The following is a 14,086-nucleotide window of genomic DNA, read 5'->3' as shown; positions in this document are numbered from 1 at the left end:
TTACTTCGCGGCATTGTGCATGGACTTCGAAATCACGCGACCATTCAGCTTCACAACCATCATATACGCACCACGCGGGAGCATTTCGCGATCGAACTTCACTTCAGACGTACCTGCGGTGACATTGCGGGAGATTCCGCCAACCAGCTGGCCAGACACATCATAAGCGTAAATTTCAGCAAGGCCAGCTTCACGAGTTTTAAGAATTCCCGTCACCGGATTGTAGACATTCGGCATGAACGTCTGCGGCACAATCGAAATCGGCGGAGCAACTTGTGAACCATCGTAAAGTTCCACGCCATCAATGCCGAACGTGAACATATCGACATTCGGGCCACCGTCACTCGTCATCGAAGAGAGCTTGAGCGTGTTGACACCCACCTTCAAATACACATCAATTTTTGCTTCTTTATACGTTGTCCAGCCTGTAGCCGGGAAGCTCACCGTCCCCGCAGACTTGCCGTTCATGCTGAGAGACATATTACGGTCGCTCGTTCCGCCATTTGCATAACGAATCGTAAGCGTCGTTCTAGCATCTTTCTGCGAGAAGATTTCCCAGACGCCATAGCTAGAGAGCGTATTTTCGAAATTGTAGTAGCCATTTTCGAGATAGCCCTCATTATCCTTTTCCGTCCAGCCAGCACCTTCCTTCGGCTTGGACGCATCCATCGTCGACTTGCCGTCGTTCACGACAGGAGTCGTATCAACCGGGATTTCAACACTTTCGCCAACAACGTAGATATCGGGCTGTTTGAGCGACTTGACCATGTCCGGCATGTAGTAGCCCACATGAGGCGGCTGGTTATAAGCCGTATTCTGCCAAGCAATAGACACGCGGTAGGTTGCATCATGCATCAGCGTATAGACGCGGTGTTTGCTTTCGACCGGAGTCGAAATGATGTACATCGTCGTCGGATCCTTCTCGGAACGCACCACGAGTTCTTCGCGCCAGTCGCCAAAGAGGTCTGCAACGAGACTCGGAGTATTCTTCGTGCCGTTGCAACCAGCAGCGCCGAGAGCGGCCCCGCCATCAAAATAGACCTCGGATTTCTTAGTAGTCGAATTGAACTTGGTCAAGTAAGCACCATCCAAGAGTTCATCGTATTCATCACCGTCAAAGTAAATGCGGAAGTTCGTAGAAACAGCCGGAGAACCGATCGACTTGCCAGAGGCCGTCTTCATGCCGCCGCCCTTAGACGACCAGACTTCGTAACCGCGGTATTCGGAGTCAATGTCTGCCGCCATGCCACGGCCGTTGTCCACGCCCGGATTCGGCTGCGGAGTGCCCCAATAGACCTTGCCGTCGGCACCGCGCATTTCTTCGGTGTACTGGGCATCCTTGTGCTCGTGCACATCCCAGAATTCCAAGCCCGGATGGTCCGGATCCAAATCGCCCAAATGGCCAGCATCGCCATGGCCGAGCTGCGTACTGAAGCGAAGCGTACCATCGTGATTCAGCGTTGCACCGCCAAACACGATTTCGTCGTAGCCATCGCCATCGATATCGCCCACGGCAATGTTGTGGTTGCCCTGCGCATAAAGACCCTTGCCCGGATCCTCAGACTTATGATACCAGCGCTGCTTTAGGCTCTTACCATCAAAGTCATATGCGACCACGTAAGAGGAGCTGTAATAACCGCGAATGAAAATAGCACTCGGATGCACACCATCGAGGTAAGCGGTCGCCGCAATGTAACGTTCACAGCGGTTACCGTAATTATCGCCCCAGTAGCCCTTGGCGTCTTTACCCTTTACATGCTGGTTGATATCGCGACTCGGCGTGTACTCGATCGACGTTATGGCAGCACCATCAGAACCACGGAAAACTGTCAAATACTCAGGACCCTTGAGAACCAAGCCACTAGCATCGCGATAGTCCTTGGACTTATCGCCAATCGCCTTGCCCGTACCGTCAATCGTACCGTCGGCAGTCTTCACGATCATTTCGGCCTTGCCGTCGCCATCGTAGTCAAAAACCTGGAACTGCGTATAGTGGGCGCCCGCGCGGATGTTCTTGCCCAGGTCAATGCGCCAAAGGCGTGTGCCATCGAGCTTGTACGCATCAATGAACACCGTACCCGTATAACCCGTTTGCGAGTTATCGTGAGCATTAGACGGATCCCACTTCAAAATGAGTTCATATTCGCCGTCGCCATCGAGGTCGGCAGCGCTCATGTCGTTAGGTGTGTAAGTGCACTTTTCGCCATCGGGCATTGTCTGCGCCGCAGGAACTTCAAGCTTGAGAGTCTTGTACGGGAAGGATTTTCCGCTATTCGAGACCGTTTTGTCCAAAACGAGCGACTGAGCAATTTGAGCCTGTTCCTTGCCTTCGACCACGGCAGCCACCGTGTACTTAGAAGTCGTTGAGCCAGCAGCATCTAAATAATTCGTACCCGCATTTTTCGCAACCGAAGCAATCTTTTTTCCATCGCGGTAAAGATTGAATTCCGTCGCCGGATCATCTGTTCCCAGCAAGCGCCAGCTTACAAGCATACCCTTGCCCACATTTGATGCCACAAGACCACGCGTCAAGTTTTCCATTTGACGCGGCGCGGCAAAAGAAGGAACAGCCAAGCCCGCAGCCAACAGCGAACTTGCTAAAATCACCCTAAAATTACGGTTATATCCCATGAACAACGCTCCTAACGATGTTAAAAACCAAACCATCAATTTACCTTAATATAATCTATTTTTTAATAAAAAGTCCACATTGTATATTATATTTTTATCTTTCAAACAAACATTTTTGCACTTTCAGTCCACAATTAGAATTAATTAAAAGTCTACATTTCACAACCAGTTTTCAGGAAAAATCAACCAGAAAACACCGCTTTTTCGTAAAAAAACGAAACGATACGCGCCAAAAGGTCTCGTAAGTCGTTCCTTTAACTATATTTAATACGAGTATGCCGCATTGGTGGAAAAATTTTTCGTGGGAATGGTTGTTCGATCACATCGCAGCACGTTCTCCAACATTTGTAAAAATCATGGTTGTCACGGGCAAATCATTCCTGTATTACCACGGAATGACCCGAGCAGCGTCTTTGACATACACGACGCTAGTGGCAGTTGTCCCACTGCTCATCATGCTCACATCCATTACGCTTGCCGTCGGATTCGGAAACTTCATCTCGGATTACCTCCCCATCGTCATCGACATGCTCAACCTGGACTGGCCAACAGAGCAGATCATGGACATTGTGGAGAACGCAGAGCACATTCCCATACGGAAGCTCGGATTTATCGGTGCCGGCGGTCTTTTTGTGACATTCATTCTTGCTTTCGGCAGCCTCGAAACGAACTTCAACGTGGTCTGGGAAAACAAGACCTCCAGAACCCTGGTGCGCCAAATCAAGGTTTACACGCCGTTCCTCCTCATCGGCGCCGTTGTCGTCGGGATGTTCGCAGGATTCGTGAACCACGTCCAGAAAGTGCTTTCGGTCATCATCGTCGATGGATTCCATTTTTCGCCAGAAGTCATCAAGGCTTTAATTTCGGCGTTCTGGTTTTCAACATTCCACGCCGCAGTCATCCTGGTCATCTTCCTCATGTTTTACGCGCTCCCGGCCCGCCCAAGCGGACACAAGCTCTACACGCGTAAAAAGCTGTTTCTGGCATCGTTTTTATCGGCACTGATTTCGTGGCTCGCGATCAACATTTACGTAAAAATCTTGATGCTCATCCAGACCGCGATGGTCACGCGCATGTCCATTTTCTATGGTTCACTAGCATTTATTCCACTATTCCTCTTCTTGCTCTTTGGCGTCTGGTCTATCATTTTGTGCGGCAACAGTCTCGTGTGGACCATTTGCCACTGGCCAGCCGTCAGCACAAAGAGCTGGAGATGGGAAGGCAATACGGACGGACTATGAAAACTAAAATTTTGACATCACTCCTTATGGCTTTAACCCTTGCCGTAAGTTCCCACGCAGAACTCCAGGGTTCCGGAGACTACCAGCCCAAAGAAGAAAAATCCTCAGGCTGGAGCGCTCTTTTAGGCGTTAGCGGCGGCAATTCCTTGATTGCCCGCGACGGAACGATTTTCATGAACCTCCGCATCGGTGTTGCCCTAAACCCTTACATCAGCTTGGGCGCATACAGCTCTTCCATTTTTAGCGACGTGAAGAACCCGAAAGTGCACCATTCCCAGATGATCGACTACCACGCATTCGGCATTTTTGCTGAACCCGTCGTTTTCCGCAATGGGCTATTTTCAATATCCCTCCCCGTAAGCCTCGGGTTTGGCGAAGTCAACTTTATGGACAAAGGCGATGAAGACGGTTTCAAAGCCGAAGACGCGTTCTTCGTCTCGGACTTTTCGGCACAGTTCAACTTCCGCGTGACAAAGCTCCTTGAAGTTTCTGTAGGCGGCGGCTACAGGCTGTTTGCAGGAATCGAAGCCAACAACCTTAAGAACAAGGATTTCCGCACTCCGTTCGGGGAACTGAGATTCACGTTTAAGGAATAGTCATTGGCCATTGGTCAGTAGCCATTAGAAAAGCCCGGCAGTAAGCGAACTGCGCGGGCTTTGCTTTACTTTTAAACTAGTTAAGTGCGTTCAAATTATTTCAGAAGAACGCTCTTTCCTTTCGTGAAACCACGATGTTCAACACTAACGACATAACGGTCAGCAGGAGCATTGCTAGAATCCCAAGAGGTTCTATTGAATCCCTTCACAGCATGGGGAATCCAAACACTTGATACAACGACCCCACTAGAATTAGTCACCGTAACAACGGCTTCGCCTGCCGATTCCAGTTCAAAGGTAATAGAGTTACGATCGACACCTTTCACCTTAATCTTTTCAGTTTCCTTTCCCTGGGTTTCTGGGGGCGGATTCTTAATCACATCCTTGTCTATATAAATGCAGTCCACTTTCGTTGCTTTTACGGTAGCTTCATTATCAAGGACATTCCCCTGGTCCATAATTGCAACAAGTTTCTTGTCCGATTGAATAGTGCTAGCGTAAGATTCTAGATCGTCTCGCTTGAAGCCTTCGTTGTTCAGATTTTTTACAGTTAATTTTTCACGACGGATACTAGTTTCAAGAGTATCGCCATTATTGATAAAAACAATTTCTACCGGCTTATTTTTTTCACCACGTAGCAAATTCTGGACAACATCCATCTTTTTACAATATGTACTATTTCCGTTCACGGAAATAATTACATCACCTTTCTGTAGCTTTGAATCAGCAGCAGGAGTTCCCGGAATAACACTCACAACCTCAGCACCTTTTTCAGCTGGTGTGATTGCAATACCAATACCATTAAATGTTTCATCTGCAATTGCGGAAGTTGCAACAACAGCTGCGATAGATACCATTCTTTCAAAACTATGCTTCATTATAATAATTCCTTTTAATCATCTGATTATTCATCTTTTCAGAAGAAATCCTTTTCGTTAGCGATAATGCGGTCTAGATTTTTCAATGGGATTTTATATAAACCTTTGTAGGTTGCTGCGTAGAGCATACCGTCTATCACATCACCTCCATATATAAGTGATGTCGGAATATGCTTCCCATTGTTGATTTCGCCGACAATCTTTCTCCATCCTTTAGGAATATTACCATAGGGTTCTCCGTAATCACCCATATATACCTTAGGATAGGATCGATCACCAAAAGTGAATAAGTGCACTCCATCAGACACAAGTGCGTGTTTACCATGAATCGAATTGACACGAATTGTATAATCCAAAGTATCCTTATCAAAACCATCTAAGAAAAGACTGTCTATGGAAACCCAATCATTTTTTATATCGTCCCATTCATATGCCAACAAGCTCCATTGATCGGCTATGATCAACTTGTTTTTATGAACAAGGATATCTTGAACAGGATTCGCAATATAAAGCTTTGTATATTGAACTTTTGGAGGAAATGGAAGCTGTGTCCACGTTCTAGATCCAGGTTTAAGTTCAAAAACTCCATCAGACGTTGCTGCATAAAAATTTCCATTCCACTCAACACCCTTATGAAATTGCAAGGGAATTTTCTTTGCGGTATAGTCATCGTAATGAATAGGAGGTGTTTCCAAATCTATCCATGAGTCTCCATTCTGCAATCTCAGAACAGATTTGACCTCCTTTGTGACAGTATCCTTGAATCCTGCCAGGCAAACAATCAGGTTGTTTTCAAATTTGGCGATTCCATAGACACCATATTCAATACCGTCAGAGGAATCGAGAACATTTATCTTTATCCACTCTTTACTATCCGGCAAATATTTCAACACATCACCCGTTGTTGTTCCAATATAGAATGCGGTTGAGTCAGAGTAAAGCGTATGCACAAAGCCCTTCGACGGCACTGAAAGAGTATCCCAGTGATTTCCATTTACGGTAGATATAAAAAGGCGTGGCGCATGCACAAGATATCCGGGTTTTCCTTCTGCAGGGATACTCCAGGCATCTTCAACCATAATCCATGAACCTGAATGCAATACCTTTTGCAAGCCGCTTCCTCTTGTGTTGAGAGACTCCTCATCAGGAGTGAAAACAGAAACCCAGCCATCTTGCACAGTTTCTGCCGGCTCTGAAATCATGCCAGATTCTTTAGTACAGGCGACATAGATTATAGAAACAATCACAAGACATAAAAAGTTTTTCATATTAGAACTTCCATGTGTAAAGTGGGGTTAACAGACCTGGTTCATCAAAGGACTTACAATGTTCAACTGTAGGTACACTACCGAAAATAACATTATCTTCAGCATCAAGCAATGCCATACCGCAAACGGTTTTGTCAAAAGTGCTCCAATCTTTCAGATGAACGCCAACATCGCCTTCTTTTACAGATTCACCTGGGTATAGAATGAACTTTTTGAAGCTCATGACCAATTCCCATACATTTTCACCCATATTGGTAAGTGATGGAATTGAATTTGGTGTGTACCAATCATCTGCAGGAACATAAAGTTCCTTACCTTCGGGCACACGGAACCAAATTTTTGCCTTGTAGTTCCGGAGAGATACAGAACCCGTATTCTTGATAGTAACTGCCGGTTTTAAATAATTCGTTTCATCAGGAGCTGAATCATGCCATGTCATGGTTGCTGTAGCTTGTGGGATTATTCTTTCATCAACACTCTTATATGCACTAGGTTCTATACCCCAAATGATATTATCGTTTAGGTCGTAAACAACAATCTTTGAGTTTTTTGCAGGAATCCCATAATTATGGTCTGCTGACCAATCATTAACAAACTTATAGTTTGTCCAGTCTTCATAATGGATACGAATCTGCCAACCTTCAACATTAGGAAGAATGCTACCCGCAGTTAGAACTTGATCACTTGCATCAAGGATGAATCTCCATTGATCTCCCCCAAGGTTTTCTAAGGAAACGGGAATCTTAGGATAATCAACTTCAACAACAGGCTTGCGTGCTGGATCTGCTGTAAAATAATATGCAACTTTAAAACCGACAATATCCTTTTTACTGTCATTTACAACAAGAATTCTAGGACGAGAGGTATTCTTTTCATGTTGTGCTCGCGCCTCACGATGGTACACCGTCACAGGACTATTTTTTGTAACTCTATCGATGGGAGAAACAGGGGGAGTCTGTGTAGAGGGATTTGCAGCAGTACCTTTAGCCATTACTACACTGGGAGCAACTTCACCTGCTCCAACAACAACTGCAAAAGTAGTTGTTGCGGACAAATTGGATAGCTGATAGTCCTTTTCAAAAGTTTTACCCGACTGGTTGGTGAATGTAACATGAAGAACTTGTCCAATACGTTTAATAGAAGGGCTGGTTGCTACAGAACCATCAAACAACGTTTCTTGGTGTTCTACTCCATTTTCATCTGTAAAGCGAACTACAGAACCTGTACCTGGAATATAACTTGCAGTAAGGGCGTAAGTTGCGTCACTAACCTTGATTTCTTGGGTACCTTGGTTCATGAAAATCGGAGCTACATCAAAGTCCCCTACAAAATCAACTGTTCCCATATTGAGGTAAATAATTTTCGAGGCATCATTATGTGCTACATCGTCACAATGCAGATCCAATGCACATACAATATCAAGTCCCTGCATCGTAGCTCCCGCGATGTTGATATTTAGTTCCGCTGAGCTAAAGGGACCATGAAGAATATCTTCCCAAGGAGCCATTGCATCATGGAAAACAAATCGTCTAGGTTTAGTGAATGCGGCTATATTTTCGGGAGAAAGACGTAAATTTTGATCAACAAACTTTTGGCTATATTCCGTTACAAGAGCATCACTCTGACCGAACCAAGTGTCTTGAATTTCAACAAGAGCTTTCCACAATTCAGAATTTACTGTTTTTATAGAAGCTTTACTAATATCAAAGCCTTCCTCCTTACTCATATTAACAACAACATCATTAAAATATTTACCAATAACAAAGCACCCACTTGCATCGTCATCATAATCTTCGCACAATTTTTCTGCAGTATAAGAAACAGAACCTAGTAATGAAGAGAGAACTTGTGTTGATTTCGGAGAATACAATGGTAACATATTAACTAGTTCTCCATTTGGCTTTTCTGGGTAAGGAGGCTTTCCATTAATCACCTTATTAAGATTGCTCATAAATTGTTTTGTAGGGTCCAAATGAATTCCATTATGGCGAGAATAATAAAGATCTTCTGCAACTGGTTCGAGCTTATCAATTACTATGGTTTTAGCATTAGGATCATCATGCGGACCTTCAAGAGACACTGTTGCAACATATTTACCTATATAAGGTCCCTTAATCGTTAAATAACTTTTATCAAAAAGATAAATAAATGTCCCTCCAAACCAGCCAAGCACGTTACATGCGTTAATACCATTAATGGAAAAATTTTTACAATAATATTTATTATGATTTTTTGCATCTTCTGTTGCAGCTGAAATATATTCTAGCCAGTCTATGTCTAATTCTGCTTTAACAAGTTCATGTTCTGGAGGATTTGCTGTTTTAGAAGCATCTAAATCTTTAACAATCTTTTTCAAACCAGAAAATTCTTCTGAAATATCATCAGGATTTTCCGTAGCCAATTCTGAACCAAAATGAGGAGTATCTACGGTAATAACTTTACGGACATGATTTGCTGCATTTGCTGTTCCTGTACCATCTTCCCCTGGGTCTATTTTCAAACCACGAAACATTTCTCTAATAGTAAGGCCGCCTTGACTATGTCCAATCAAGTCGATATAAGTTTTTTCATTAGTCGTCCAGTCAATATCCTTTGATCCATAAAAATCATTCAGAACCTCTTTAATTCTTTCGTATAATCTCTTGGATTGGGATGGTGTTGCATCCCAAGAGGGCCTTGCTTCTATCCAATTTCCGTCCTTATCATATTCACCAGGCGTTTGGTAGAAATAAATACCGTTTTTATTGATTGCATCACCGGTATTAGGAATATTGTATGTTCTTGCAAGAATATCTGGTGCAGATCCGTTTTCATAGGATTTTACAAGAGCTTTCATGAATTCTGGCTGCGCTTTTTTTTCGCATCCATCGCATGGCTTTGGTGCATTTGATTTTACACCCCATATTTCATAATCACTATTTAAACCATGTACAAACAAAACTGGATGAGTAAGAGTCTTTCCTGGTTCACCGGTATAGGTCCACGCAGGAAATTCAACTTGTCTTTCATTCCATGCCGTAATCAAGTCCTTTATGGGCACAACATTTTTTCCACGTTCCTCGGCTTCAGGAAAAGACGTAAAGGCATTCGTTGTATAATTATATGTGTCAACATCCAAATCATGAGGCCTCATATCATGATCATCTTCATCAGAGCAACCCACTTGACAATTCAACAACTCTACTCGCCATTTAAAAGTACCTTTGTATGTAATTTTATTTCCACAAGTTACAGTATAGTCCATAGTATAATGAGCCATCCAATGCCATATACTGAATGGGTATATGGGAATGATGCCGCCCACAGAAGGGCCATGTTTTTCCACTTCCTTTTTAAGCTGTCCAACTAAAGATTCAACACGAAAAACGCCGTCTTTAAAATTATCTCCTGTTGCATTAACGATGTCTTGACAATAACCGTGTGGACGGTAATTATTTTCATCGTATGCGACAATTAAATCCTCAGTAGCCTTTACGCCCGGTCTTATAATTTCTTTTTTCCAAGCAGGCTCATCTAAATTACCGGGTCCCGGCACTATTTCAGCTACGGCAAAATCCCATTTTTCCAAATCATCCGCAACACTTAATCCAGCAAGAACCAGCAACGCGGAGACAACAGTCCTAAGCAGTTTTTTTTTTCAAAACCAAATTATGCATTCTAGCACACTCCTAAAAATCAGCCCGTTAAAACGGGATAGAATAACATAAATATAGAAACATTCTTTTATGATGTCAATATATTATTATAAATAAATTTTATTATTTTCAAATAAAATTGATATTAACATTATATAAATTATTTCACAAATAAAATATTTAAAACAAACAAATCAAAAGCACAACTAAAATAAAAAAAGCTACATCAATCATAGAATTCAAATAAAAAAAATATAAGGCAGCAAAAAAAAAAAGACAACCTTTACTCCCACCCCACTCCTAAGAATGACATCTATTATGCAATCTAAAACCCAATCGTTAAAGGTAATTACTTATACACCGAAGCAATATTAATTATCTTTTAATCGATGCTTAATTACATTTCGATTCGCGGTTGCAGACTCCATAATTTAAAGAATGTCAACGCCCAGTTTCCGCTGGGGAAAATTACGGTTGTATGCGGACCGTCGGGTTGCGGAAAATCGACACTCGTAATGGACACGCTCCACGGCGAAAGCAAGCGACGTTATCTCGAGACACTCTCACCTTTTGCAGCGGACTTGCTCGGTGGCAAGCGAAGCATCCCGCTCGACAGCGCCGAAGGACTCCCGGCTAGTTTGGCGATTGCCGCCACACGCGGAGAAGCGCCCGCAAAAGCCTCTGCACTTTCGATTGCCGAATGCGACAATGCTTTGCGCACATTGTTTGCGGCATTTGCAAAACCCGCCTGCCCTATTTGCGGCGCTCCGATGGTGAGCCAGAGCCGCGAAGAGATCATTCGCGAAATTGCGGGAATGCCTGTCGGAACAAAGCTACAGTTTTTGGCGAAGATCGAAACGGGAAATACTGAAATGGCGACCCCGCAACAAGTGCGGGGTGACATAAATGCAGCCGGGAATGACAAAAAACGCACGACGTTGGACAAGCTTTCGGCGGTGTTTTTAGCACAAGGTTTTACACGCGCAATTGCCGATGGCACCATGTATTCGCTTGCAGACTTGCTCCCTGGCGAAAAAGTCTTGACGCCCAAGGAATTCTACATCATCGTCGATAGAATCATCGTCCGTGAAAATACGCGTACACGAATCGCCGAAGCCGTTGACGGAACTTTAAAGCTGACGCATTCCGCCATCACACTTGACATTGCAGGCGAACGCAAGTTCTACAGCACAAAGCCGTGCTGCCCGAACGCTGGCGACGAGCAGCACCAAGCAAGCGACATGCAAGAAACTATCGCGAGCCTGGATGCGCGGGCATTCTCGCCATACAACCGCGCAAGCGTCTGCGAATACTGTGACGGCACGGGAATCGTTCAGGAAGTCTCCGCAACAAACGATAAAGGAAACAGCCGCAAAAATCGCGCCGAATCTGATGTAGAAAGTGACGAGGACGAAAACACAGAGTGTCCACATTGCAACGGCCTCCGCCTCAAGAAAACGTACTTGAACGCAACTATAGATGACGTTAGTTACAAGCAAATTCTCATGACGGGATTTGCGGAATTGCCAGAACTTTTGCACAAAATTTTTGACAACAAAGTCGGGCAAAATCTGAAGGCGACATTCAATTCGCTCCTAGACCGCATTGAAGCCATCAACGATTTGGGCATTGGTTACCTCACGCCAGGGCGCGCAGGGCAAACACTTTCGGGAGGCGAGCTACAAAGACTCAAGCTCGCAAGTCTCAGCACTGGGCACTTGAACGGTCTTTTGATCGCACTTGACGAACCCGCCAGCGGTCTTCACGCCAGCGACGTTGCAGCCCTCTGGAAGGTCCTCGAAAAAATCCGCAAGCGCGGTAACACGCTCGTGCTCATCGAGCATAATCCACAAATCATCAAACGCGCCGATTACATCATTGAAATGGGACCTGGCGCAGGCGAAAAAGGCGGCGAGATTTTATTCCAGGGCACTCGCGACGAAGTGCTTGAAAATCCAGGATCGCCCACGGGGAAATGGATTCGGGAATTAGACGAAAGACGAAAGACGAGAGACGAAAGAGGAGATTCCCGCTCGGAGGATGACACGGCAATCCTCGTCGAGAACTTCGCGAAGTTTGACATGGCGCCGGTAAATGCAGCCTTCCCCATCAACAAGTTTAGCGTGATCACCGGTCAAAGCGGCAGCGGAAAATCGACACTGCTTTTTGAAAACATCGCCAAGCGCGCAAAAGCAGAAGAATTCAAAAAGCTCGGCATCGACGCACTTTCCATCCTCACGACTGGCGATTTTCACGGGAGCAAACGCAGCACCGTCTTGAGCGCCATCGGGCTTGCCACATTGCTCCGCGACCTATTCGCGAAGCTCCCCGAAAGCAAGGTACGCGGCTACACCGCCTCCAAATTCAGCATGCATGCCCCCGGCGGACGCTGCGAAAACTGCAAAGGCGAAGGCGTCATTTACGACCCGCTCGGCTACGAAGAATCCGAATGCCCCGTGTGCCTCGGCAAGCGCTTCCGCGACGAAGTCTTGGAAGTCCGTTTCAAGTCGCTCTCCATCGCCGACATCTTGGACTTGGAAATCGGCAGTGCGTACAAGCTATTTATAAACATGAAGCCGTTCGCCGAAAAGCTAAAACCGCTCGTAGACACGGGTCTTGACTACTTGCGTCTCGGTCAAACGACAGCACACCTCTCCGGCGGCGAGCGCGCACGACTCCGACTTTCCATTACGCTCGCCCGCGCCAAAGCACCGAATACGCTATTCCTCTTTGACGAACCGGCCCGCGGCCTCCATCAAAAGGACATCCAGCAATTGCTCGGCCTTATTCACGGGCTTTGCAACGCAGGCCACACCGTCATCGCCATTGAACATGCTCAAGACTTTGTAGATTCAGCCGATTACGTAGTCGAATTGAAGAGAAAATAAAATATACTTGTCTAGCCCTTTAAAAAATTTTATTTTAAAGATAACAGAACTGTATGTGATTAGGAGAAAATATGTACATTCGCAAGCACTGGAAAAGGATTTTATTCTCTGCAATAGCTCTATTTGGGGCAAGTTGCGACGGAAGCAGCGAAAATTCTCCATCTATCCCCTACAGCAATGAATGTGAGACGCTTTCAAGCAGTTCTAGCGACATTCCATTGAGTAGTTCCGAAATATTTCCAAGTAGTTCTACAGAAGTTTTTTCAAGCAGTTCCTTTGAAATAATTCCAAGCAGTTCCAGTGCCGAAAAGCTCGGTCCATACAAACTAGCAAGAGACACTTCAATCACGTGTAAATTAGAAAAATCATACTCCGGTTTTTGCGTCTCAGACATGATGGGGCATCATAAAATAAATCAATTAATAGATGAACTTGAGCAAAACGAAACTCGCTCATTAGAAGAACTTAACGAAATCGAAAAGGAGCTTGAGGAAATCGGCGGCAATCTCCTTATCGAAACAAATTGCGTCAGTTACGAACATATAGATTTATTCAAATGCTCCAACGATAGCACCTATGAGAAAAAATACTTCGAACCAGGGAAAGAAGACTATTACGAAATAGATAGCCTTCTCTATTCATTCGAAGAATACAAAACAAAATTTTCTTCTCCAGCACCATCTCCGCTTTGTCAAAAAACAGATTTTGTATACGCAAGAGATTCTGATGTTTTCGAAGATACACAAGCATACATTGATAGTGTAAAAAATGAAAAAAAACTTTCTAGCGATGAACTAACTTGTATCAGCACCGCGGCGCAACACCATAACGACACCTTCACAGGAATTCTAGCAAAAACGCAAATATGCGATGGGATTTCTACGATAAACCCATACTATCAAGCGTTCATCCAAAATCCAATTGACGAATGTTTAAAAAAGGAGTAGCA

General features: G+C 44.6%; 8 protein-coding genes. 4 read left to right on the top strand and 4 right to left on the bottom strand.

The genetic code is table 11. The annotated features are described in order from the left end of the window. Positions 1-2,631 (bottom strand): pseudouridine synthase, encoded by a 2,631-nt coding sequence (locus ACJMM9_RS13055; RefSeq protein WP_405327755.1) that lies wholly within the window; start codon positions 2,629-2,631, stop codon positions 1-3. Positions 2,632-2,906: 275 nt separating this feature from the next. On the opposite strand from ACJMM9_RS13055, the gene ACJMM9_RS13050 reads away from it, so the two are divergent. Then, positions 2,907-3,872, top strand: coding sequence for a YihY/virulence factor BrkB family protein (locus ACJMM9_RS13050; RefSeq protein WP_405327752.1), 966 nt, complete (start codon positions 2,907-2,909; stop codon positions 3,870-3,872). Then, positions 3,869-4,468 carry a hypothetical protein gene (locus ACJMM9_RS13045; RefSeq protein WP_405327749.1) on the top strand — a complete coding sequence of 200 codons (600 nt, stop codon included), beginning with the start codon at positions 3,869-3,871 and terminating at the stop codon, positions 4,466-4,468. Before ACJMM9_RS13050 ends, ACJMM9_RS13045 begins: the two co-directional genes overlap by 4 nt. Positions 4,469-4,563: 95 nt before the next feature. Here ACJMM9_RS13045 and ACJMM9_RS13040 read toward each other — a convergent pair whose 3' ends face one another. The 3 genes from ACJMM9_RS13040 to ACJMM9_RS13030 are packed head-to-tail and all read right to left on the bottom strand — an operon-like array spanning position 4,564 to position 10,218. Beyond that, complete coding sequence (locus ACJMM9_RS13040; RefSeq protein ID WP_405327746.1) at positions 4,564-5,346, bottom strand: S41 family peptidase; 783 nt, start codon at positions 5,344-5,346, stop codon at positions 4,564-4,566. Between the two features lie 38 nt (positions 5,347-5,384). Continuing rightward, positions 5,385-6,614, bottom strand: a complete 1,230-nt coding sequence (locus ACJMM9_RS13035) for a hypothetical protein (protein WP_405327743.1) — start codon at positions 6,612-6,614, stop codon at positions 5,385-5,387. A 1-nt stretch (position 6,615) separates the two neighbouring features. After that, positions 6,616-10,218, bottom strand: a complete 3,603-nt coding sequence (locus ACJMM9_RS13030; protein ID WP_405327741.1) for an esterase/lipase family protein — start codon at positions 10,216-10,218, stop codon at positions 6,616-6,618. 420 nt (positions 10,219-10,638) lie between these two features. Here ACJMM9_RS13030 and ACJMM9_RS13025 point away from each other — a divergent pair, with 420 nt between their 5' ends. Continuing rightward, positions 10,639-13,137 carry an ABC transporter gene (locus ACJMM9_RS13025; protein WP_405327738.1) on the top strand — a complete coding sequence of 833 codons (2,499 nt, stop codon included), beginning with the start codon at positions 10,639-10,641 and terminating at the stop codon, positions 13,135-13,137. Positions 13,138-13,208: 71 nt separating this feature from the next. Further along, positions 13,209-14,084, top strand: coding sequence for a hypothetical protein (locus ACJMM9_RS13020; RefSeq protein ID WP_405327736.1), 876 nt, complete (start codon positions 13,209-13,211; stop codon positions 14,082-14,084). The last annotated feature ends 2 nt before the right edge of the window (positions 14,085-14,086 follow it).

The organism is Fibrobacter sp. (assembly GCF_045112255.1).
In the GTDB taxonomy this organism is placed as follows: Bacteria; Fibrobacterota; Fibrobacteria; order Fibrobacterales; family Fibrobacteraceae; genus Fibrobacter.
This window is presented reverse-complemented; position numbering and strand designations above follow the sequence as displayed.